This is a genomic window from Wolbachia endosymbiont (group A) of Volucella bombylans, from assembly GCF_964026965.1.
In the GTDB taxonomy this organism is placed as follows: domain Bacteria; phylum Pseudomonadota; class Alphaproteobacteria; order Rickettsiales; family Anaplasmataceae; genus Wolbachia; species Wolbachia pipientis.
Genome location: NZ_OZ034717.1, coordinates 1,264,921 through 1,286,830, shown reverse-complemented (window position 1 = coordinate 1,286,830; position 21,910 = coordinate 1,264,921). Strand labels below are relative to the sequence as shown.

The following is a 21,910-nucleotide window of genomic DNA, read 5'->3' as shown; positions in this document are numbered from 1 at the left end:
TTATTTTCCTAAATTTGTAAGAGGTAAATAAGAAAACATACCTTTCAGATCATCAGTTACAACAACTTTGTCTACCTTACTGAAAATATTTTCCATAGTTTCAAGATAAATACGATTCTTAACGAGAGAAGGATTCTGTCTATATTCCTCATAAAGAGATAAAAAGCGATTTGCATTACCTTTTGCTTCATTTATTACTTCATTTTCATATGCTTGTGCATCTAATTTTATCTTTATCGCTTCACCCTTTGCTCGAGGTATAATATCATTATTATAAGCATATGCTTCGTTTATAGTACGCTCTTTGTCTGCACGAGCACTTTGTACATCTCTAAACGAACTGATTACTTTTTCTGGTGGATCAATTTTTTTCATTTGAACAGATAAAATCTCTATGCCCATTTGGTATCCATCAAGAATCTGCTGCAATAGAATTCTAGTATCTCTAGAAATTTCTGGTCTGCCTTGACCAAGTGCAAAAGAGATCGTGTTTTTACCTATTATTTCTCTCATGGCACTTTCAGCAGCATTTTTAACACTGAAACCGGGTTTGTAATCCCGCACTTTGAATAAATAGTCCTTAGCATCTCTAACGCGCCATTGAACCTCGAAGTTAACGTTGACTATATTTTCATCTCCAGTTAGCATCACGCCTTCACCGCGATCTGTATCTCGCCCATAAGAACTACTTACCCCAATTTCTTCACGATTTACTTCCTTAACGTTCACTTTAAAAACCTTGCCAATAGGGTAGGGGAAGTGATAACGCAAACCAGGTGTTTCTGTATTAGAATATTTACCAAAGGTAAGTTCTATACTTTCTTCACTAGGATGGACAATATAAAAGCCAGTGCAAGCATAGAACAGCAAAATAATGAAAATGATGAAATAAGGTTTTTTGCCCCTGTTTCTGGTTAATCCATTAAGAAAGAACCTTATATCAGATACAGCTTTACTTAAAATATCTTCATTATTAGGAGTTTTGTTCCCTACCGGTTTCTTTCCCAGATTCCAAGGATTATTATCATCAAACATAATGATTGATTCTATAATTAATACGCTAATATTACTTCTTTAATAAGAAAATGCAAACATAAATTGCTATTTTATTTACAAATTAATCATCAGGATGGAAAACATGATCGTACACTTCCTTTTCTCTATGTAATATGGTCGACTCTATGGAATTTTCTGGCTTTTTTTTGAATTCTTTGTTGTCACTCTTTAAGTGCACTACGTCTTTGTGAAAATGGGAATTATACCTAAATAGTAAAGCTATTATTATTAAAGTTATAACAGCCAAAAAGATGAGTGTTCTTTTTCTATACTTCATAAATGCTGCAGCTTCTTGACCTAATTTTCCACACTATCAAAAAACACGTCAAGCGAAATTATTTGAAGACAAATAAATACTGGCAATCAATTTAACACTAACTTAAGAATCAAGGAATACAATTATAATATATTTAATTAATAGTGAGGTTAAAAATGTTACCTAATAAAAAAAGTTTAAATTCTGTTGAAACTGAAATAGGCCTACAACAAGAAGGTAGTCTTGATTTGAATAAAACTATGCAAAATCTATCAAATTCAGATATTGCTAATGATCACAAGAAGCTAAAAGAAAGAATGACTGACCTGTTAAAAGGAGATACAGAATTCTCTAAGATGAAACAAGGAGATAAGATTCTTGTAGTAAGTACAGCAAGTGGGTTATTTACGGCAGTACTACCACTTTTGGCAGTTGGTGCAACACTTGCTATACCGGGTGCTATAGTTGGTCTTGCTTTATATTTCGCTGTAAAAGTCGCTGTAAAAGCAGTTCAATCTGGATATAAAGGGCTCAAGTGGTCAGCAGAAAAAACAGTTGATGGGGCGAAATATACTGCTGGGAAAGTTAAGGACGCATCAACATACGCTGCCGGAAAAGTTAGAGATGGTGCTATGCATGTTAAAGATAAGGTGAAAGAAGGTTATGAACATTCAGTAGATTCACTGAAAAAAGGCGCTAGTTTTGTAGGCGAAGGAGTGGCAAATAAGTTCCATAAGGCATCTGGTGAGACGGACTATTTAGATAAGGTAAAAAGGTTTACTCCAGATGCAATTAAGAAATCTGACGAAATAAGAAATGATATGAAAGCAATTTTTGCTGATAAAGGAAATAATTCTGGGTTAGTGAAAAATATACTTTCTGGAATATCGTCAGAAATTGATTTAAAAATGGCAGAGAAGGCAAAATCAGGGGAGATTGAACATACTTCTGGATGGCAAGTACAGAAAGAATTCATTAATAATTTAAATGAAAAAAGCTTGCATAACTTGTTAACACAAAGGTCATTACCTAAAGGTAGTTATTTCATCGACAGTGTTTTCTCTGAACATCACGATGAAATTAAGAAGGTTATTAAAGAATGTAGAGAAAATCATTTGTACTCAAGCGTAAGCAATATGTTTGACAGAGCAGAGAAAAAAGCTAACAGGCCTTCTGTCAAAAGTTTAACTAGGTCTGTGTCATCATCATTCTCTTCACTGGGAAGAAAAGGCTCTGAACAATCTAACAGCTTGTCAAAAAGCAATTCACTAAATTCTATAGGAACTGAAAGTACTGCTACTGTCTCTGATTCAGATTCTCAGAACTTTGCAACAGTCCGTAGAAGCAATTCATCTAGTAGCTTAACTCCTAAGCTTACTCCAGTTGCTCCACCAGAACTACCTAGAAGCGCCTCATTGACTAACTTAAATGGACAAAGTTCTTTCAGTGAAGATGTTCTCAGTGATCCTATTGTGGAGCAAAACCTGGATAGTTTGAGTAACAGAACTCTCACTCACAGTAATTCTACTGATAGTGGAATGGGTTCTGGTTCTTCTACGCTAACAAGAAAACAAGTTCTTCCTTTAAAAGAAGAATTTGACAGAGAACTCGAAGAAAAGTTGGCAAAACGACGCGCATCTCTAGATCAACCTAGTGCAGAACCTGTCAACTCAAGAGCTACAGCAACTCCAGGAACAGTGTAATAAGTAAAACTTCTACCTTCTCCAAAAGGATGTTACTCAATGAGTAACGTCCTTTTTTTGTTTTTAAACTATAGAAAAATCCTAGATCCCAGCGGTATGCGTACAACCGTATGAACATTGTGATTTCTCTGCTAGGAAAGGTGTCATCCGAGTAGCTGACACTGGGATGGCTTTGTTGCATCGCTACTTATGAAAGGCTAACTATAATTAGGATTATAAGCAACTTATTGAAAATCTTGTTTTTTTGCAATCAATCTGATCAAATTTAAGAATAGTAATTTGTTATTTATATTAATAAATTTAATTCTATTGAAAATAGCTAAAGCATTGAAATTCTTGAATTTTAGCCGGATTGGTAAATGGTAGTGAAATTTCTTTTACTCAAATTTAGGTATTCATTGACCGTTCTTGTTATAAATACCAGAATAATAAGCTACTGATATTCCCTATCTTTTTTATCTTTAATCCATCATAGCTAGCGATGCAACAAAGCCCACTGGGATCCAGGAAAGTTTGCTTGTTTACAAGCAAACTAGCATAGAAAGTGGTTACAACGTTTTCGATGAGATTATATGGAAAACTGGATTCCAGTGTCAAGCACTGGAATGACATCACAGGGGCACTGGGATGACACCTTTACGTTTGAGGCAAACTAGCTATAACACTTAACATACTACCTTTGCAAACAAATGTTCATACAGTACGCGCTGGCGTTATTTTCTCTTGATGAATAAATCTCGGTAGAGTATAGTAGCAATGCATTTATGTAGCTACTAATGAATAATTTAGTTTTGGTTTATACAACTTTTTCAAATTTTGAGGAGGCTAAAACTGTTTCTGAAGAATTGTTAAACGAGAAATTAATTGTATGTGTAAATATATTTCCCGAAGTGAATTCTCTGTATTTATGGGAAGGTAAAATTAGTAATAGTTGTGAAGTAGTGGCAATTATGAAGAGCAGGAATGATCAAGTTGATAAAATTGTAGAAAAAATCGAAGCAATGCATTCTTATGATCAGCCAGCTATTGCTGTGATGCCCATAGAACAAGCAAATAAATCTTTTACTAATTGGGCTAATAGTGTTATTGATGTAAGTAGTATTGGGGTGTAGCCAAGTGGTAAGGCAGCGGTTTTTGATACCGCCACGCGAAGGTTCGAATCCTTCCACCCCAGCCATATTGAAGTGGGTGTGAAATGATATCACTTTTCTATAAATTAAGATTATTGAATTATATATTAGGTAGTCTCAAAGATATAATTGTGAAACTGTTTCTCTTCACAATGTATCTTTACACATTCAGCATTGTGCTCATGTTTCTCAGCAATGGTTTTTGGTATGCTGTAGAATTTTGCTCTTTCAAAAATGCGTTTTACCGTTTGTTTCAATATTGCAAGTGGTATTATGAAAATAGGGAAGATCTCGGTTACGGAATTTCTATTCGAATATTAGTGGCGTTTCTTACTCCGCATTTTCTCTATAAATTATTACTTGGCACAGGCTGGAAGTCCTTTTTAAAGGAAAAGATAATACAGATACTCAACACAAGAAGAAAAAAGGGTAGTGAGTTCAGTAACAGTAGCAAACCAAGTGGCAGTAGTTATAGTGATAAGAATAATTACAGCAATAACAGTGGTAACAATGAGCGTCAAGCTCAAGATGCAAAGCGAAAAGTAAACATGATAAAGCAGCTATTAATCAAAGATATAGAGGCAACTATAGATAGGAGATTGAATTATATTTTTTTCGGTAAAAGGAGTAAACCTCATTAAGTATATAAAAAGGCTTTATCTAGTAAGGCTTTTTAAGGTTGGCTGTATTTTATTTTTTACGTATACCGGATCACAATCAGCCAATATACATGTGTGCACAAAATCTTGACTAAAGTCTGATAACCAAGAAATTGCCTTACGTTTTTCTACCAAGCTTTCTGTTTTTTTGCAGTGACTTGCTGCATCAATCATTGCCTGCGCTATTACTGATTTCCACAGCAAATAATACCTTTGTATATCATCTGACGTACTATTTGTTTCATAGTGGTTAAAAAATTCTTTAAAATTGAAGTTGTTTGACATAATGATACCTCTTTGGATTGAAATTTGAAATGATTTGAGTTTATGTCGCCACAGCAGATTCCGCTAACAAGCAGCGGGATGACGAGCTTATCGTCATCCCGCCACGAACCGTCATACCGCGATTCATTCGCGGTATCTCTAGATCCCGCTAACAAGCAGCGGGATGACGGTTGTCAGGCCAGCGCCCCTATGATGTCATTCAAGTAGCTGACACTGGTTCCTTTATGACGGCAGTGCCCCTATGGTGTCATCCCAGTGCTTGACACTGGGATCCAGGAATTTTGATTGGACACTGGGTTGGTAAGCATAAAAGTGTTATGTAAAATACAACGTTCTTGATGGGATTGCATGAAATGCTGGATCCCAGTGTCAAGCACTGGGATGACACCATAGGAGGCTGCTTGGATGACAAAAAAAGGAGCACTGGAATGACAGCAATCTACGTCATACCGCGATTCATTCGCGGTATCTCAGCCGCTAACAAGAGATCCCGCTAACAAGCAGCGGGATGACGGTTGTCGTTTAGCCATAAACATTAAGAAATTTACCAAATGAAAAAAAAGGCAAAAGAAGCCCTGGGGTTATTATCCGCTTTAAAATATTGGCGTTTTTTATGTTTTAAACGCTTGACAAGCAAGATTAAGCTGCTTTTAATTGCAACTAACTTACGCTGCAAATGTTTAAGAAGTTTACTAAGCAGAAAAAAAGACAAAGAATCCCCGAGTTAGCTAGTCTTTTACTATCTCTGTCGAGTATTGGCATTTTTTGATGTCTTGTAACGCTTTATAAGCGCGTTCAGCTTATTTAGATAAAAATCTAGATGTAGATGAAGTTTTGTAAAGACATACAGTATCTATATACTGCAAAAAATTGAACATAAGACGCCGATACATTAAGTAATCCTTACCTTTTAATCTGCAGATTGGCGAAAGCAAATACAATAGCTTCAGTTTCATGATAAGGGGGTTGGCGAAGGGTGTCAAGTAAGTTTTTTTGTTTCTGCGGGCTACCTGGTTTTTCTACTGAAATTTTGAAAAATGTAATCTACTCCTATATTCAAATATATCAAGCAGTAATTCAAAATCAGCCATTGCGCCTTTTGCGTTATTATACGCGAGATTGAGCAGCTCTTTGTCCTGATATAAATCAGCAAATTTAAATTCCATACATCCTGATTGTTTTGTGCCTAAAATATCTCCACTGCCTCTTAGCATCATATCCCTTTCAGCAATGTAAAATCCATCTTGTGACTCACACATGATCTTTAACTTTGAAGATGAGCTTTTACTTAAATTATCGTATAATAATACACAAAAAGATGGCTTGTTTCCTCGCCCTACTCTGCCTCTTAACTGATGCAATTGTGATAACCCAAATTGCTCTGCATTTTCTATAATCATGATGGTTGCATCTGGCACATCTATACCAACTTCTATCACAGTGGTTGCAACAAGCAGAGAAAATTCATTCCTTTTGAAGGAAAACATAACTTGATCTTTCTGCTCCTGAGTCAATTTTCCGTGTATTATCCCGACTTTATCAAGAAATGTTTTTTGTAATTCCTGAAAACGCATCTCTGCTGCAGCAATATTGGTCTCTTCGTTTTCTTCTATATATGGACAAATCCAATATGCTTTTTCGCCCCTGTTTATAGCACCTTTTAGCTTTTCAATAACATCTGGCACCCTACTAATGTTCATAGTTACAGTTTTTATTGGCAATCTGGATTTTGGTTTTTCTTTCAAAATTGAACATTCAACATCACCATACATAGCTTGCTGCAAGGTTCTTGGAATGGGAGTTGCAGTAACGAAAAGTATATCGGCATTTTCTCCTTTTCCTACCAAGCGATTTCTCTGCATCACTCCAAATCGCTGTTGCTCGTCTATGACTGCAAGCCCTAAATTTTTAAATGTAACGTTAGCTTGAAATAGTGCATGAGTGCCAATCACTATATTTAAAACACCACTTGCAAGTTCGTTCATGATAATCTTTCTTTCCTTGCGCGAAGTTTTACCAGTAAGCAGCGCAACTTTTATATCGGTACAGGATAAAACTTCCTCAATCCAATTATAATGTTGCTCCGCCAAGATAGTAGTCGGTGCCATTAGAGCTGCCTGCATGTTGTTTTCTACCACATTTATCATTGCAAAAAGTGCAACTACGGTTTTGCCACTACCAACATCACCTTGCAGCAAGCTTATCATGCGATACTTGGATTTTTGTCTCTCTGAGATCTCATCTATTGCACGAGTTTGATCATTTGTTAATTGAAACGACAATTCATTTAAAACTTGCTCTTTGTATTTACTCAATATTATAAATTCTCTTCCCCTTTCTTTCACATGATTTTTTCTTGCAAGTTTCAGCGCTAGCTGATACGCAAACAATTCATCATAAGCAAGCCTTTTTCTACAAACCTCAGCTTCCGCCAATGAGCTTGGTCTGTGCAACTTTATGATGCTTTCCCTCCAACTTAACCATTTTTTTTGCTTGATTAATGTATCATCTATCCACTCTGGTAAATCAGGCAATTCCTTTAGATTAGAGCTTATTATGTTCCCAATGCGCTTATTGGTAATGCCACGGCATAATTGGTAAACTGGCTCTATGCAAGCTATTTCTTTAAATTGGTTGATGTCAAGCGACACGTAATCTGGATGAGTAATTTGCCAATGTTCAGCAAATTTTTCGAGTTTGCCACTGATGATCACATTCGCTCCAATTGGAAATAGTTTATATAAATACTTAACTGAGTAATTAAAAAAGACTATGAATATATACTGACTCTCACTTTCAACGACTATTTTATATGGTCTACCTCTAAAAGTGGGCGACTGATGTTCATAAACTTTTGCAATGAAAGTTGTAAATTCTCCAACTCGAGCATCAGATAGTAACTTGCTTCTATCCACATAACTAAGTGGCTTATAAAACAGCAGATCCACCACCTTGTCCCCACCACAAAGTTTAGGTAATATTGCGGAATGAAATTTAGGTATATTCTCCAGCCTGCTATTTAGAAAAATCTGATTGCTCATTGAGATTCATACATGTGTAAAACTGTTATAGAGCCTTTTTAAAATCTTGTCACCTTATGGTCAGGTATGCACTATAGCTAGCACAGCTCTCTAACGTTATACCGCGATTCATTCGCGGTATCTCAGCCGCTAACACGTAACGGAATGACGAATTTGTTGTTTTTAAAATCGTCGGTAAGCCTAAGTTACCCCTAACTATATTTGCTATCATAGGGCTTATAGTAGGTATTTTATTAACTTATTAATCATTTTTATGTGTTATTATACCATTAGCAGTCTATATCAAGGTATTAATGATGAACAGCTCTACACCAAAAGAAAAGGAAAACCCAGTAGTTACATTAAGAGCTCAAGCAGAAAAGTTTGGTTTTAGCAAGTTAAGAGCTGGTAAAGACAATGCTGAAGCGAATTCTGGTAATACAGCGTTCTTAGATTTTCAGAGAATGGATTTTGTTATTAACGGCAAAAGTATAAGTAGAGATTTGATTGCCGAGCTATACAAAGAACATGATAGTTTACTGCCAAAAAGTGAAGGTAAAAATGAAGACTACCGCCCATTTGCAAGAAAAGTTTTTAAGGAGATGTTCAAATACGCTAAGGCAGAAGTTCCAAGTGACTCTATCTTGGAAGAATTAGTTATCAATTGTAATCAAGCAGGATATGAAGCTGGTGTACATATAGAGTTTCAAGGTGCACTTAGCCAGCATTCATTCATAATAGAAAGCCCTGAAAAAGTGATAAGTATTGACTGTGTTAGCCAAAATAATGTGAGTGTTAAATCTGATATGACATTACCAATATTTTTCCAAAGGAGTGACGGTACATTCGGTGACAAGGTGTGTGATCTATCCAGCTCACTAGAATTCACGCTTAAGTCTCAAGATGATAAAAATGTAACATACACAAATGGTAACTTGTCACTTACTGTTCCTGAGAGACTGAAGGACTATAATATAGGTGATAAAAGCTTATTTGACATTATAAAAGAATACTTTCAGAAATTGTGCGAGAGGCTTGGATTTTTTAAAATAAAAATAGAGCATGGTTTAGGCGATCCACTAGAAGTAAGCGACCATCTGGAAAATATGGAACCCCCTATTCGTAGTAATGAGCACGGCCTGAATTAAAATATCTTGAGCTTGTTTGCACAATCAATCACTTCAGCATTTAGAAATTGTTTTTTAAACCAGGTATACTGACGTTTCGCGTAGTGTCTTGTGTTTGTTTGAGCAATTTGTATCGCTTCGTCTAAAGTAATCTCACCTTTCAAGTACTTTATAATTTCTGGCACTCCGTGTGCTTTCATAGCTGGCAAATGTGGGGCTAGGTTCATGCTAAGTAGCTTTTTTACTTCATCAATTGCTCCATTTTCAATCATTGTAATGAAACGAGAATTTATTTTTCGGTATACATCTTCACGTTTAGGCAGAATTGTATATATCTTAAAATTATTGAATAAAGGAGGCTGTCTATTCTCTTGCCATACAAAAATTGACTTGCCAGTTTCAGTGATAACTTCAAGTGCCCTTGAAAGGCGGTGCGAGTCATTCATGAACACTTTACCTTGAATCCTTGGATCTTTGCTTAGCGCTAATTTGTAAAACTCCTCTTTACTTAAATTTTTCCTGAGCTCACTTACGTTTTTTCTCACTTTCTGACTTATTTGTGGCATTGATGATAAGCCTTTGATTAAACTGCTGATGTAAAGCCCGCTTCCTCCAGTGATGATAGGTATTTGAGCATTTTCTAATGCGTGATTAACTTCTTTTTCTAAATCTTCTAACCATAGACCCACGGAATAATTTTCTTTTGCTGAAACATAACCATATAGTTTATAAAATACTTCTTGCTTTGGTGGTTGAGCAGTAATTATGGGAATTTCTTCATATACCTGCTTTGAATCACAATTTATTATACTAATATTTCCATATTTTTCTATCAGGTTATCGCATAATTCTGATTTACCTGAGGCCGTAATTCCTGTAATAATTACTATATTATTTTTCATTTATATTAATTTAATTAACATATGATAAAGTGTAGTAAAAGCTTGGATTCTACAATCTAAAGTTTGGAGATTTTTATGGCAGAAAACAACGACAATAATTCATTTACTAAGCGTTTCACAAACAGGACTCCTGGCGGTACAGGGGAAGGTTTTTCCAGTAAGTATTCGTCTCAAAACACCAAAGAACGGGCATTAGGGGAAAAAGGAAAAATTTCTGAATTAGCAGGCAAAAAAACCGAATCCAAGGAAGCTTTTTCTGAAAGTGGCGGCATAAAAAGTAAAAGCAGAACTGTCAATGAAAGATCTTTTGCTGATGCAACAAAAAGAAGTAGGTCAGATCTTATATACTTAGTCCGTGGTAAAGATCGTGGAAAATCAGCGTGGCATTATGTATTAGTTGATAAAGAGAAAAGAGAAATGTTTCTAGCAAAAAGCAGAACTGGCTCTATAGATGTTGCAGACTATGGAGAGATTTTGTATTCAGGATGGGGAGAGGATCCACCACAGGCAATAATTGATAAAGTCAATGAAGAGTTTGGGTTGTAGCAAATCTGCATAACAAATGGTAAGCTGCGTTGCATTACGTTTACAAAAACTAGCAGTTACTATATAAGATACAGTGCAACAAAACTGATCTAGTTGTTATGAATAAGTTTTTAGCTATATGGTATCTAAAATAATAAATGCAATACAGAACAATTTATTAGTGTGTTTTCCAACAGAAACAGTGTATGCTCTTGCTTGTAATGCACTAGATAATGAATCTATAGGAAAAATATATCAGATAAAGAAACGCTCTCAAAATAAACCACTGTCTATATTTGTTAGTGATATTTACAATTTGACAAAAATAGCAAAGGTAAAGGAAAGATATATTGATTTAATAAACCACTTTTCTCCTGGACCAATTACCTATATTTTACCACTTAAAAACAACAACATATTGCCAAACGAATTCTTTAAAGATAGTATAGGTATCAGAATTCCTGAGCATCCTATTGCAATTTCAATACTAAACAAACTGAAAGTTCCAATAGTTGCAACTAGTACAAATATTTCAGGAAAAGAAAGTGTATGTAAGGCAAACGATATACCACAATCCATTAAGCAACATTTATCTGTAGTGATTGAAGATGACGAACTAGTTTCTGGTATAGAATCTACTATTATTGACTTAACCGAAGATAAGATTAAGGTTTTAAGGGAAGGTGCAATTTCATTACAAACAGTAAACAACGCATTTTCAAACTAAAATCTATAGGAGAAAGAATGAAAAAAGTAATAGGCCACAACCAAGCCAAAAAAAAAATAATGAACAACTTATCTGTTCAGTCTTGGCTGATCTGTGGTAAAAAAGGTATAGGAAAAGCAACACTTGCAAAATCCTTCTCCAATTGGTTACTCATAAAAAACTATAATGAAGTAGCATTGGACTTACACATTGTTGAAGGTGATACTATCGGAATAGAAAAAGTCAGAGAAATGAAAAACTTTCTACACTTAAGTCCCATTCAATCAGAACACAAAATAGCTATAATAGATAGCTTAGAGGCAATGACTAATAACGCTAAAAACGCAATATTGAAAATATTAGAAGAGCCGCCAAAAAATTCTAAGATATTTATAATTAGCCATAAGCCATATGATATACAAACCACTATCTTGTGTAGGTGCTTTCAGCTAAATTTACTCCCATTAACTTATGATGAAACAAAGCAAGTTGCTTCATCTCAATGTAAATTTGATAATCAAACGTTTGACGAAATGATTACTTTATTTCCTGGAATGCCAGGAATGATAATAAATACAATAAGTAGTGATGCTTATGAAGCATACAAATGCTTTTATAAATTTCTTCATGATTTAAAGAATCCCAATATGATTAATAAAGTAATTAATAGCGAAATCGAACTAGAACTAGCATCATATATAATTCAGGCCTTCATTTTAGAAAGCATAAAGAGAGAGGTAAATGGTGTTGAAATTCTGCTAAGTCAGTGGAAAAAAATAGATGAACTTTTCGTTGTTGCTAAGCAACTTCACTTAGATAAAAAGCATGTTTTAGCTAATGTAGTTAATATCATGACATAAGTTTACGAAGTATAATACTTTTAACATAAATTCATGATAAAATTCTGTTAATTTAATACTCGAAGTATATAATTTGACTGATAATAAATTAACTGTATGGCAATCAATAGAAGTTTTGACGAAAGCCATATTGAACATGCAGAAAAAATTAAGCTTAATTAAGAATATAGCTTCAGATCAAGACGTAACCCTAGAAAAAGGAAAGGAGTTGTTAAGTGGCATTTATGAAGCAAATTTTAAGCTAAACAAGACAATCAATATAGCTACTTTGCCAAAAATTGGCTATCATATGCTAAATGGTGAGCTTGTTGTACGTAATCATATTACGGAAGAGGAAGTAAAGATTCCTGGAGATTTTCATTACCTTAAAGTCGTTAAATCCGATCATGATAATTATAAATTAACGTTTTGTAATTTTTTAGGTAATGAGTTTTTTGAATATAAAAAGTATGATCCACAATATTCTGGCGTTTCAGATGAATATAAATTTGTGGATTTTGGTAGTGTAAAAAAGACTCATAATCTAAAATTTAAGGAATATGTTGGTCATGCACCTAAGTTTTTTGCTGCAGAAGGTCCTATTGAGCCTGGATCTCAAAACCATGCAATTGATCTATTTAGGCTAGTCAAAGATGGTAAAGGTAGCAAAGTGGGAACCCTCGCTGATGAATTTGGTTATTTTGATGATCAAAATAAATTACATTATTATAATTATCACAAAAGTGCTGAAAGTAATATTTACAATCCTGAAAATTTCAGTATAAAAATGATAAATATAGATGTGAGCAAAATCGACAAATTCTACCTTATTGCGGAACAAGGTGATATAATCATTCATCCTATTTTGGAAAATTTAGACATATTTTAAAGTTTTTTAGAGTATCTAATCTTGTTGTTATTATAATTGGATTTGGTAGCATTGTGTTATGGAAGATAAATTGCTTGAATCAGTAAAAAACAAAAGTTATTTCAGTAAAGCAGTCGAATGGTACTGCCATAGGTATCTGTTTTGTGTAGCAGAAAGATCTTGGATGGCATTAATAGTATCGCTTCTCCTAGTATGCTTATGTTTATTAACATTAAACATATACCTGTTATTTCCTATTAAAAAAGATTTAAATTTTGTGAAGTATATGAACCACACAGAAGATGAGTTCTCTGCAATGCATAAGCTTAGTTTCAGTAAAAAGGAAGATGAATACACTTCCACAGCGAGGTACTTAATAAGTAAATACATTGAAATATACGAGTCCATTAAGATCGTTGAACCGAAGTACCAAGAAAATTTTATAAGAAACAATTCTATACATAAAATCTATCAATGCTTTCAGGAAAAAACGAATAATGAAGCTGGTAATTTGTCTTTATCTAAAAGAAAAATCGCCAACATAAATGTAATAACATTATCTATTGATCGATCGACCAAGGACTTAGTTACATTTGCTGGAAATGCTACTGTAGTTTTTACAACCGAGCAAAATAAGGAGGATACTGTGGAGATTAGCTTCACTTTGTCGAATATAAAAGCAACTCTGGCTGGTATAATACCATTTAAATTTATTGTTAATGGTTATAAATACAGATTTTAAAATATTACTTGGTAGCTAAAAAAAATAACCAAAGTGCACATAGCAGTAATAACTAGAGGTAAAACTAGAAGAATTGGTGTTTTTTTAATAAAGTAATTCTGAGAAGGTTTTAAGAAAAAGGCATTGTAAATTATCGGTAAAAAGTACAGAGCGTTGAGTATAGTACTAACAATTAACACTAGAGTTACAAACACAGAAAGTATTACATTGCCAGAGTTGAAAACAGCTTGAAAAATGAGAAATTTACCCCAAAAAGTCGGAGCAGGCGGCACCCCTATCATAGACAATGCACCTATAGCAAATGCTGTCATGCTAATTGGCATACTGCGTCCTATACCGTAAATCTTATCTATATATTTCTCACCTGCTCTCGTTATTATTGCTCCGGCAACGAAAAACAAAGTGATTTTTGCAAATGCGTGGCAAACTAATTGAAAAATTGCAACCCTCATGCTGAGATCACTAAAAATTGAAGCGAATAATATAATATACGACAATTGAGAGATGGTAGAGTAAGCAAGCAACTTCTTTAATTTTTTTTGCTTTAGTGCAATCAATGATGCAGTAATAATAGTAAATCCAGCAGCGTACGGAAGCCACCCTCCAGCAAACCAATTTTGCTGCACAAAACGTTGCATATTATCGACGCCGAAAGTGTATAATATAACTTTTATGATGATGAAAACTCCGGATTTCACAACAGCAACAGCATGCAGTAGTGCACTCACAGGAGTTGGTGCAACCATTGCTTTTGGTAACCAAAAATGCATTGGCATTAATGCAGCTTTTCCTATTCCGTAAATTAGCATAGCAAAACACACTGCAATAAAAGTGATGAGTGAAGTATCAAATTTGAATATTCCACCACTTACAAAGTCTAAAGTATGAAATTCATTATATAAAAGGCCTATTGCAGGAAAAAATAATACCAAAGAAGAGAAAAATAGCACGCCAAAGTAATAGCGTCCTGCAATCATTGATTCATTTGTTGAGTTGTAAGTAACCAGAGGGTATGTACTAATAGTTAGAAGCTCATAAAAGACAAATGTAGTGAGCAAATCTCCAGAAAAAGCAATAAACATTGCACAGCTAATCGATATTGAAAAAAAGCATAGAAAACTTGAGTGATTGCTATCAGCATAGTTATTCTGCATATAACATATTGCATATACACTGGTTAGTATCCATAAAAACGATATCAATAAACTGAATATTACTCCGGTAGACTCTAGCTTTAAACTAATGTGCAAATTATTACCAAAATCCATGAGGATAAATTGAGAATGATCACCGTACACCCAATATAAAGTGCACAGACACGTATACGCAAATAGAAGTACAGAAGAAGTGACAGTGATACTATTGTTCACTCTGGGCCATTTACCAGTAAAAAAAATAACTAACGCACTTAAAAGTGGAATCAACGCAGTAATTAATAAATAATTCTCGGTAATTGAAAATGGTAAGGAAAGAGACGTTAAAACACAGTCCATTAAATAATTCATCTTTTTGTTTAGGTAAAGCTAGAATTATACTAAAATCATAGAAAAACCGCTATGTTTTTTTAGTTGTTTGTGTATGCTATAGCTATACTGCGATTCATTCCACAACTGTACGAACATTTGTTTTTGTTAAACACAACAAAGATGTCATCCCAGTGCCCTGACTACTTGGATCCAGGAAAGTTTGCTTGTGAGCAAGCAAACTAGCATAGAAAAACGTTTTCGATGAGATTGCAGAAAGCCAGTGTCTGGGCACTGGGATGACAAAGGAGGACAGTGTCAAGCACTGACCATTTGCTGTGCAGTTTACCTTTAAAAATGAATGTTCATACAGTAAGCCATAGGATGACAAAAGAGTAAACTTTATCTGTGTGAGCTATAGACGCAAATTACAACAAATGCAGTAGCGTAATCTCCATCGTCACTTAGAGAAAGATGAATTTTGGAGATAAAATCCTTGCTAACGGTAAGATATGGCTTGCCTCTTACATCATTGTATATTTCTATATCTTTCATTATAATACCCTGACCACTACCTCGTGCTTTAACAAAAGCCTCCTTTGCTGCAAAGCGTTTAGCAAAATACCTTGCTCGCATTTCTTGACTATTATACTTTCTACTTAGCTCTATTTCTTTTTCAGTGTAGATTCTATTGAGAAATTTTTCCCCGTATTTTTGTAATATCCTCGATACTCTTGGTATATATACTATGTCAGTGCCGATACCGTGTATCATTTTGTGCTAAAGTGATTTATTGCTTCTTCAATCTGCATTTCCTTTACCTCTCCAGTTGCTCTATTTTTTACTTCAACTATCTTTTCATCTATTGCCTTTTTTCCGACAATTATTTGCCACGGCAAGCCTATCAGATCCATTCTAGAAAATTTTACTCCTACACTCCCTTCCGTATCATCGTAAAGCACTTCATCGCTTTTCAAAGCTTTATATATTTTATCTGCAGCCTCCGTTACTTTCGGTTGTAAATTGATTAAACCAATTCTGAAAGGAGCTACCGATTCTGGCCAGATAATTCCTTTATCATCATGAAAAGCTTCTATTATTGCACCAACAAGTCTTGAAACCCCAATGCCATACGAACCCATATGTATATTGACATTTTTTCCATCTTGAGAAGTAACACTTGCCTTCATAGGCTTCGAATATTTATCACCAAAATAAAAAATATGCCCTATTTCAATACCCTTACTAACATTTAACTGTTCTTGTGATATAGGGCAAGTCTCAGGATCATGCATATCATCTGCAACTGCATATATACTCTTTAAACTTTCAATATCTTCACTCTCTAGTAGTTCAGAAAATTTATTGTCATAATATAAAGTGCTCTCACCAGTGTTTGCCAATATATGAAACTCGTGGCTCAAATTTCCTCCAATTGGCCCCGTATCAGCTCGAACTCCAATTGGAGTAAATCCCATGCGTTTGAAGATTTTTATGTAAGTTTTGTACATCAAATTATATGAATTCAGTGCACCTTCGTAATCTACATCAAAACTGTATGCATCCTTCATCAAAAATTCCCTGCCCCTCATAACACCATAACGTGGTCTTACCTCATCACGGAATTTCCATTGAATTTGGTATAAACAAAGTGGCAAATCTTTGTAACTTTTTACCACATCTCTAATTAAATCAGTTGCTATCTCCTCATGCGTTGGACCAAAAAGCATATCTTCCTCATGCCTATCCTTTATGCGTAGCATTTCCTTACCGTAATCATCGTAACGCCCTGATTCTCGCCAAAGACTTGCTGGTTGCACACAAGGCATTAATGCTTCAATAGCACCGGATTTGTTCATTTCATCTCTGATAATATCTTCAATATTCTTAAGCACTAAGAGACCAAGTGGTAACCACGTATAGATGCCAGATGCTATCTGCTTTATTAAACCTGCACGCAAAGAATATTGATGGGAGATAATTTTAGCATGGGCAGGCTTTTCCTTTAGAGTTGGCAGGTAATATTTGGATAAACGCATATAATAGATCTGATTGTATTAAGTAATCTTAATACAATCAGACCTGTAGGTAAACTTATTTTGAAAAGGAAGGAAAGTGCATGGCTGACCATTTCATAGTTATCATAGTCCTTGTACAACATTTTCCTTTTGGCATCGCAACGCTTTTCCACCAAACTGTGCTATGCGATCCTCAACAGAAAGAGGAGGTGAATCTTGCACCTCATTATCCACTGAGTCAACATTATTTACTTGTGGTGAATCAACACACGAACTTGGCGGTACCGGTGACTCCTCTGTTTCTTGTTCAGGATGTATCGGAGATGTGGCTCTAGATCCTATACCACTGTCAAGACCCCCGCTTCCTTCTTCCTTGCTTGATGGGGAATTTGTGTGTTTTGTCTGCTCCTCTTTTTCCTGCTCTATCTCTTTTTGTTTGTCTTTGCTTTCATCTGTAGTCCAATCTGAATCGCTAATAGAATCAGAATGCTCACTTTCACTATCTGAGAATTGCATGACTGCTACTCTCTCCTTAAGTCTCTTTGTCTAATCTGAATCATTATCATCCGACTTCTTTCTCTCTGCTTGCTCCCTATCTATTCTTGCAGCAAACTCTTCTGGTGTTTCTTTTTTGTCAGTGCCCCCACTACTTTCTAATTTTGCTTTCAATTCATTTGTAAAATTTTGTTGCTGCCCACTCTTTTTAACGTAGTACCTCCTCTTATCTGTTCAAACAGAGTAGAATGATTATTATTCTCAGGTTCACCAGCCTTCTTCGGTGCATCATTCTTAGGTTGCTCCGTACGCTTGGAAGCTGTAAAAAAATGCGGAGGCGGAGGTGGTAGTGCAGCATCTTGTGGCAATGGAGGAGGTGGCGGCGGTGGTACACTGACACTTGGATTTGGTTGTGTTCCAAACGTTACTGGAGGTGATTGAGGAGTAGGTACATTTGATTTATTCTCCAGATTAGTACAATTTTTACACACAAATTTTTGTGGTTCTTGAGATGGAGTATGGCCGAATTTCTGTCCATTAAGACCTACTTCTTTCTTATTATCATCTCTAGAAATAGCCAGTTTAACAAGATATGTCACTGAAATAAGTGCAACAACCGTAGAAACAGCAAAAATTGCTAAAGGAACTGCTGCAATAGGACCAGAACCAGAAACTGCTATAATAACATAAGGAAGATATTGACCAGATATGAAACTAAGAGGTTGTCCGGAAACAAGTAAAAGGCTATAATATCTGAAATTTTAGTACGGGGTAAAGATGAGAAAAAAGTATCCAACAGATCTAAGCGAAAGGGAATGGGCAAGAATAGAAAAACACTTCAGAGTATCATACAAGAAAGGAGGAAGGCCGCCAAAGTATAGCAAAAGAGAAATATTAGAAGCAATTTTCTATGTATTGCGTACAGGGTGTCAATGGCGGTATTTACCAAATGATTTTCCGCTATGGAAGACTGTGTATGAGCAGTTCAGGCAATGGAAGAAGCAGGGAATTTTTGAGAAAATGAACTATGATATCACTAAATATAGTAGGTCAAAAATGGGAAGCCGAGCGCATGCATAGTGGACAGTCAATCGGTAAAAACCACGGAAAAAGGGGGGGCAAAGGTTATGATGGTGCGAAAAAGGTAAAGGGGAGAAAAAGACATATAATCACAGATACTCAAGGATTTGTGCTTGGTTGCTATGTAGGAGCTGCAAGCGAAAATGACAGAGATGGGGTGAAGATGGCATTGGACAATATGAAGGAAAAATACAGCAATATTAAGAAAATGTGGGCTGATATGGGATACCAAGGAAAAGATTTAAAGGATTACGTAAAGAGAGAATATGGGATAGATATTGAAATTGTCAAAAGGCCTCCATGTAGGTTTTGGGTGCATAAAGATACACCACCTGAGCTACTACCAACAAGAGAACAAGGGTTTAAAGTACAGCCAAGAAGATGGGTTGTAGAAAGGACTTTTGCTTGGGTTAATAGGAATAGAAGGCTATCGAAGGAGTATGATTTACTCACAACATCCACTGAGAATTTCATATACCTAGCTATGAGTAGGGTTATGTTAAAGAGGGAATATGCTTGAATTTACTAGTTTCCGGACAACCTCTAAATATAGATAATAATGAAACAGCAATTAAAGGTTTCCATATAGTCTGCTTAGTTTTAGTAAGCTCCTGACTATCTTTTAGCAATGAAGAATTATTGGATATCATCATTTCTTTGCCTCACTTGTTAACGATAATTTAATAATAACCCAATTAATAATTTCTGTCAATAATTAATTATGAAAAACAAAGTTGCAATTTGAATAGATAAGCTATAAGTAATATACGACCAGCAATAGCCATACAATAGACTTCTTGTATAACCCACACTAAGTAGAAAAAAGGTGTCATCCAAGTAGCTGACACTGCTCTCCTTTGTCATTCCAGTGCTTGACACTGGTTTCCATCCAAAATGGTGTCATTCCAGTGCTTGACACTGGAATGACACCGAAGGGGCTACTGCCGTCTTGGATGGAAACCAGCGTCAGAACTAGTTAACCATGGGGCTTCTTTTGCCTTTTTTTCCATTTGGTAAATTTCTTAAATATTTATGGCTAACATGAAGCTAAGTACGAACTTTGTTAAACATAACAAATGGTGCCATTCCAGTGCTCCTTTTTTTGTCATCCCAGTGCTTGACACTGGGATCCAGTTTTCCATATAATCTCATCGAAAATGTTGTAACCACTTTCTGTGCTAGTTTGCTTGCTTACAAGCAAACTTTCCTGGATCCCAGTGTCTGGGCACTGGGATGACATCATAGGGACACTGGGATTACACCCTGACAATCGTCATCCAGCTACTTGTTAGCGGCTAAGAGATACCGCGAATGAATCGCGGTATGACGGTTCGTGGCGGCATGACGATAACCTCGTCTCACTGCCATTAAGTTAAGGAAAAAAGATAGATTTTATGGGATAATGATGTATACCAATAAGTTTAAAGGTAGTATGAGTAAAAAAGGCAGTAATAAAATTTATTCAAAATGAATTTGCAAGTCTAGAATTTATAGAATCCCATAAATCATCTTCAAAAGATTTTATGAGAAAGAGGAAGTTATCTTTTATTGACATATTTATCTTAATTTTAAGAAAAAGTGTAAAGTCGCTGCAAGTAATACTAAACGAATTTATTTTATATAGGAAAAAAGACTATACCGTTACTGCTAGTGCTTTTAGTCAAGCAAGAAAAAAAATGAAACACAGTGCATTTTCAGAAATTAACGAAGGTGTGGTTTCCTTGTACTACCAAGACCAAAAATTTAAAACTTGTTTTGGCTTTAGAGTGTTAGCTCTTGATGCCTCCAAAATCATTTTACCAACAAGCGTTGAAATAAAAAATGAATTTGGCTCAAGAAAAATACGTAACCAAAAACCAAAAGATTTAGGTGATTATGCAAGTGCAACCTTTGCGGTTTGTTAAGATGTGCTAAATAATGTTGCCATAAGGTCAGTGTTAGATAGAGGTAACACTCATGAAATTAACTTAGCAGATGAAATGCTTAAAGTTGTAAATACTAATGACTTACTGATTTGTATATTTATCTTATAAATTTCTTTCTAGCCTTACAAAAAGAAAAATTGCTTATGTCATTCGATGTCCCAGATCATCTTTTAATGAAGTGAATGCTATGTTTGAAGAAAAAAGCCCATCTAGTGTTGAGGTTACCATATGTGCTCAGCGTAAGATAAAACAAGAAAATAGTGGAATAACGCTTCAAAGTGGTACTGCCATCTGGTGAAATTGAAGTGTTAGCTACATCATTAATGGATGAACAAAAGTTTCAAACTGGAGGATTTAAGGAGTTATATTTTTTACGCTGGGGAGTTGAGACATTTTTTGCAAAACTCAAAGGAAGACTAAGTCTAGAAAATTTTACAGGAAAAAGTGTTGAGTCTGTTAAACAGGATTTTTGGTCAGCTATCTTTATTAGCAACCTAGAAAGTGTTATGACAGAAGATGTAGAAGAAGCGTTGAATATGGACTTAACCGATGATAAGCTTAAGAGGAGCATTAACAAATCTGTCTCATTTAACGCGATCAAAAACTTGGCTTTCGACATTTTTGCTACGGAATCAGATACTGACTGCATTATGGATCAATTATCAAAGCTATTTTTGATGAACACTTTGGCGGTAAGAAAGGGAAGGAAAGTTGATCGTCATAAGGTACCTTATCTTCGTTCGTTCAATTACCAAAAAAGGGTTAGAAAACACATATTTTGACTAGAGGTAGTATTCATATCTTCTGATAATAACTGGGTAGCTTATTGCCATAGCTCCTGTAAAATGACTTCTAAACAAACTATTTCTTAAGTAATTTACACTTCAGAGTTTATCTGCTTTAAAGTTTACTCTATTCTGTTTCAGTATTTGTCATAAATCCTTAATTATTTCTGACTTTTTAGTTCAGTTTTTAACCATTCTTTCCTTAACTTAATGGCAGTGAACCTCGTCATCCCGCTACTTGTTAGCGGGATCTCTTGTTAGCGGCTGAGATACCGCGAATGAATCGCGGTATGACGGTTCGCGGCGGTATGGACGTAGGAAAACCT

The 21,910-nt window shown here is 35.2% G+C and carries 24 protein-coding genes, 1 tRNA gene and 2 pseudogenes; 12 read left to right on the top strand and 15 right to left on the bottom strand.

The features are described 5' to 3' along the window. Together hflK and AAGD51_RS06505 are read right to left on the bottom strand one after the other, a co-directional pair. Positions 1–1,035: an FtsH protease activity modulator HflK gene (gene hflK / locus AAGD51_RS06510; protein WP_006279849.1), complete on the bottom strand. Its 1,035-nt coding sequence runs from the start codon at positions 1,033–1,035 to the stop codon at positions 1–3. An 82-nt stretch (positions 1,036–1,117) separates the two neighbouring features. Continuing rightward, the gene (locus tag AAGD51_RS06505; RefSeq protein WP_006279848.1) at positions 1,118–1,333 is read right to left on the bottom strand and encodes a hypothetical protein; all 216 of its coding nucleotides are present in this window, start codon (positions 1,331–1,333) and stop codon (positions 1,118–1,120) included. A gap of 155 nt (positions 1,334–1,488) precedes the next feature. Between AAGD51_RS06505 and walE1 the strand changes: the two genes are divergently transcribed. From walE1 to AAGD51_RS06485, 4 genes are all read left to right on the top strand, one after another. Next, the gene (walE1, locus tag AAGD51_RS06500; protein WP_236515162.1) at positions 1,489–3,015 is read left to right on the top strand and encodes an actin bundler; all 1,527 of its coding nucleotides are present in this window, start codon (positions 1,489–1,491) and stop codon (positions 3,013–3,015) included. 776 nt (positions 3,016–3,791) lie between these two features. After that, a complete protein-coding gene (cutA, locus tag AAGD51_RS06495) occupies positions 3,792–4,127 on the top strand; it encodes a divalent-cation tolerance protein CutA (protein ID WP_236514290.1) in 336 nt (111 codons plus the stop codon). Continuing rightward, a tRNA-Gln gene (locus tag AAGD51_RS06490) sits at positions 4,118–4,192 on the top strand. The genes cutA and AAGD51_RS06490 overlap by 10 nt, the downstream gene beginning before the upstream one ends. Positions 4,193–4,327: 135 nt before the next feature. After that, positions 4,328–4,786: a hypothetical protein gene (locus AAGD51_RS06485; RefSeq protein WP_022626355.1), complete on the top strand. Its 459-nt coding sequence runs from the start codon at positions 4,328–4,330 to the stop codon at positions 4,784–4,786. Between the two features lie 15 nt (positions 4,787–4,801). On the opposite strand, the gene AAGD51_RS06480 is transcribed toward AAGD51_RS06485, so the two are convergent. The 3 genes from AAGD51_RS06480 to recG form a co-directional block, all read right to left on the bottom strand. Beyond that, positions 4,802–5,089 (bottom strand): hypothetical protein, encoded by a 288-nt coding sequence (locus AAGD51_RS06480; protein WP_007549783.1) that lies wholly within the window; start codon positions 5,087–5,089, stop codon positions 4,802–4,804. A gap of 247 nt (positions 5,090–5,336) precedes the next feature. Further along, positions 5,337–5,513: a hypothetical protein gene (locus AAGD51_RS06475; RefSeq protein WP_341810445.1), complete on the bottom strand. Its 177-nt coding sequence runs from the start codon at positions 5,511–5,513 to the stop codon at positions 5,337–5,339. A gap of 595 nt (positions 5,514–6,108) precedes the next feature. Next, positions 6,109–8,130 (bottom strand): ATP-dependent DNA helicase RecG, encoded by a 2,022-nt coding sequence (gene recG, locus AAGD51_RS06470; RefSeq protein WP_209472617.1) that lies wholly within the window; start codon positions 8,128–8,130, stop codon positions 6,109–6,111. Positions 8,131–8,426: 296 nt separating this feature from the next. Here recG and AAGD51_RS06465 point away from each other — a divergent pair, with 296 nt between their 5' ends. Next, the gene (locus AAGD51_RS06465; protein WP_236515191.1) at positions 8,427–9,257 is read left to right on the top strand and encodes a hypothetical protein; all 831 of its coding nucleotides are present in this window, start codon (positions 8,427–8,429) and stop codon (positions 9,255–9,257) included. Here the strand turns inward: AAGD51_RS06465 and miaA are convergent. Continuing rightward, complete coding sequence (gene miaA / locus AAGD51_RS06460) at positions 9,254–10,138, bottom strand: tRNA (adenosine(37)-N6)-dimethylallyltransferase MiaA (RefSeq protein WP_006280293.1); 885 nt, start codon at positions 10,136–10,138, stop codon at positions 9,254–9,256. The two genes, AAGD51_RS06465 and miaA, sit on opposite strands and share 4 nt — an antisense overlap. A gap of 75 nt (positions 10,139–10,213) precedes the next feature. Here miaA and AAGD51_RS06455 point away from each other — a divergent pair, with 75 nt between their 5' ends. From AAGD51_RS06455 to AAGD51_RS06435, 5 genes are all read left to right on the top strand, one after another. Next, positions 10,214–10,684, top strand: a complete 471-nt coding sequence (locus AAGD51_RS06455) for a hypothetical protein (protein ID WP_010082479.1) — start codon at positions 10,214–10,216, stop codon at positions 10,682–10,684. 118 nt (positions 10,685–10,802) lie between these two features. Then, positions 10,803–11,390 carry an L-threonylcarbamoyladenylate synthase gene (locus AAGD51_RS06450; RefSeq protein WP_006280292.1) on the top strand — a complete coding sequence of 196 codons (588 nt, stop codon included), beginning with the start codon at positions 10,803–10,805 and terminating at the stop codon, positions 11,388–11,390. A 17-nt stretch (positions 11,391–11,407) separates the two neighbouring features. After that, positions 11,408–12,229, top strand: coding sequence for an AAA family ATPase (locus AAGD51_RS06445; protein ID WP_077188393.1), 822 nt, complete (start codon positions 11,408–11,410; stop codon positions 12,227–12,229). Between the two features lie 73 nt (positions 12,230–12,302). Further along, a complete protein-coding gene (locus tag AAGD51_RS06440) occupies positions 12,303–13,097 on the top strand; it encodes a hypothetical protein (RefSeq protein WP_236514295.1) in 795 nt (264 codons plus the stop codon). A gap of 58 nt (positions 13,098–13,155) precedes the next feature. Beyond that, positions 13,156–13,818: a conjugal transfer protein TraJ gene (locus AAGD51_RS06435; protein WP_236514296.1), complete on the top strand. Its 663-nt coding sequence runs from the start codon at positions 13,156–13,158 to the stop codon at positions 13,816–13,818. Here AAGD51_RS06435 and AAGD51_RS06430 read toward each other — a convergent pair. From AAGD51_RS06430 to AAGD51_RS06400, 7 genes are all read right to left on the bottom strand, one after another. Continuing rightward, a complete protein-coding gene (locus tag AAGD51_RS06430; RefSeq protein ID WP_341810444.1) occupies positions 13,815–15,311 on the bottom strand; it encodes a proton-conducting transporter membrane subunit in 1,497 nt (498 codons plus the stop codon). The two genes, AAGD51_RS06435 and AAGD51_RS06430, sit on opposite strands and share 4 nt — an antisense overlap. Before the next feature lie 106 nt (positions 15,312–15,417). After that, positions 15,418–15,603: a hypothetical protein gene (locus tag AAGD51_RS06425; RefSeq protein WP_265040751.1), complete on the bottom strand. Its 186-nt coding sequence runs from the start codon at positions 15,601–15,603 to the stop codon at positions 15,418–15,420. A gap of 80 nt (positions 15,604–15,683) precedes the next feature. Continuing rightward, a complete protein-coding gene (locus AAGD51_RS06420; protein ID WP_006279473.1) occupies positions 15,684–16,055 on the bottom strand; it encodes a holo-[acyl-carrier-protein] synthase in 372 nt (123 codons plus the stop codon). After that, positions 16,052–17,320 (bottom strand): proline--tRNA ligase, encoded by a 1,269-nt coding sequence (proS, locus tag AAGD51_RS06415; RefSeq protein ID WP_236514297.1) that lies wholly within the window; start codon positions 17,318–17,320, stop codon positions 16,052–16,054. Before proS ends, AAGD51_RS06420 begins: the two co-directional genes overlap by 4 nt. Positions 17,321–17,422: 102 nt before the next feature. Next, positions 17,423–17,815 carry a hypothetical protein gene (locus tag AAGD51_RS06410; RefSeq protein ID WP_236514298.1) on the bottom strand — a complete coding sequence of 131 codons (393 nt, stop codon included), beginning with the start codon at positions 17,813–17,815 and terminating at the stop codon, positions 17,423–17,425. Between the two features lie 30 nt (positions 17,816–17,845). Next, positions 17,846–17,968 (bottom strand): hypothetical protein, encoded by a 123-nt coding sequence (locus tag AAGD51_RS06405; protein ID WP_255324038.1) that lies wholly within the window; start codon positions 17,966–17,968, stop codon positions 17,846–17,848. Continuing rightward, the gene (locus AAGD51_RS06400) at positions 17,965–18,393 is read right to left on the bottom strand and encodes a hypothetical protein (RefSeq protein ID WP_236515224.1); all 429 of its coding nucleotides are present in this window, start codon (positions 18,391–18,393) and stop codon (positions 17,965–17,967) included. The genes AAGD51_RS06405 and AAGD51_RS06400 overlap by 4 nt, the downstream gene beginning before the upstream one ends. 178 nt (positions 18,394–18,571) lie before the next feature. Between AAGD51_RS06400 and AAGD51_RS06395 the strand changes: the two are divergent. Beyond that, positions 18,572–19,394, top strand: a pseudogene (locus tag AAGD51_RS06395) (IS5 family transposase). Positions 19,395–19,582: 188 nt separating this feature from the next. On the opposite strand, the gene AAGD51_RS06390 reads toward AAGD51_RS06395, so the two are convergent. Further along, entirely contained in the window at positions 19,583–19,753 is a 171-nt protein-coding gene (locus AAGD51_RS06390) for a hypothetical protein (protein ID WP_156768664.1), read from the bottom strand. 226 nt (positions 19,754–19,979) lie between these two features. Next, complete coding sequence (locus AAGD51_RS06385) at positions 19,980–20,144, bottom strand: hypothetical protein (RefSeq protein ID WP_162829040.1); 165 nt, start codon at positions 20,142–20,144, stop codon at positions 19,980–19,982. 181 nt (positions 20,145–20,325) lie between these two features. Between AAGD51_RS06385 and AAGD51_RS06380 the strand changes: the two are divergent. Continuing rightward, a pseudogene (locus AAGD51_RS06380) lies at positions 20,326–21,581 on the top strand (IS4 family transposase). Positions 21,582–21,910: the final 329 nt, after the last annotated feature.

Coding starts and splice junctions, on each gene's coding strand:
- hflK (WP_006279849.1), bottom strand. CDS start 1,035: ATGTTTGATGATAATAATCCTTGGAATCTGGGAAAGAAACCGGTAGGG.
- AAGD51_RS06505 (WP_006279848.1), bottom strand. CDS start 1,333: ATGAAGTATAGAAAAAGAACACTCATCTTTTTGGCTGTTATAACTTTA.
- walE1 (WP_236515162.1), top strand. CDS start 1,489: ATGTTACCTAATAAAAAAAGTTTAAATTCTGTTGAAACTGAAATAGGC.
- cutA (WP_236514290.1), top strand. CDS start 3,792: ATGAATAATTTAGTTTTGGTTTATACAACTTTTTCAAATTTTGAGGAG.
- AAGD51_RS06485 (WP_022626355.1), top strand. CDS start 4,328: ATGTTTCTCAGCAATGGTTTTTGGTATGCTGTAGAATTTTGCTCTTTC.
- AAGD51_RS06480 (WP_007549783.1), bottom strand. CDS start 5,089: ATGTCAAACAACTTCAATTTTAAAGAATTTTTTAACCACTATGAAACA.
- recG (WP_209472617.1), bottom strand. CDS start 8,130: ATGAGCAATCAGATTTTTCTAAATAGCAGGCTGGAGAATATACCTAAA.
- AAGD51_RS06465 (WP_236515191.1), top strand. CDS start 8,427: ATGAACAGCTCTACACCAAAAGAAAAGGAAAACCCAGTAGTTACATTA.
- miaA (WP_006280293.1), bottom strand. CDS start 10,138: ATGAAAAATAATATAGTAATTATTACAGGAATTACGGCCTCAGGTAAA.
- AAGD51_RS06455 (WP_010082479.1), top strand. CDS start 10,214: ATGGCAGAAAACAACGACAATAATTCATTTACTAAGCGTTTCACAAAC.
- AAGD51_RS06450 (WP_006280292.1), top strand. CDS start 10,803: ATGGTATCTAAAATAATAAATGCAATACAGAACAATTTATTAGTGTGT.
- AAGD51_RS06445 (WP_077188393.1), top strand. CDS start 11,408: ATGAAAAAAGTAATAGGCCACAACCAAGCCAAAAAAAAAATAATGAAC.
- AAGD51_RS06435 (WP_236514296.1), top strand. CDS start 13,156: ATGGAAGATAAATTGCTTGAATCAGTAAAAAACAAAAGTTATTTCAGT.
- AAGD51_RS06430 (WP_341810444.1), bottom strand. CDS start 15,311: ATGGACTGTGTTTTAACGTCTCTTTCCTTACCATTTTCAATTACCGAG.
- AAGD51_RS06420 (WP_006279473.1), bottom strand. CDS start 16,055: ATGATACACGGTATCGGCACTGACATAGTATATATACCAAGAGTATCG.
- proS (WP_236514297.1), bottom strand. CDS start 17,320: ATGCGTTTATCCAAATATTACCTGCCAACTCTAAAGGAAAAGCCTGCC.
- AAGD51_RS06410 (WP_236514298.1), bottom strand. CDS start 17,815: ATGCAATTCTCAGATAGTGAAAGTGAGCATTCTGATTCTATTAGCGAT.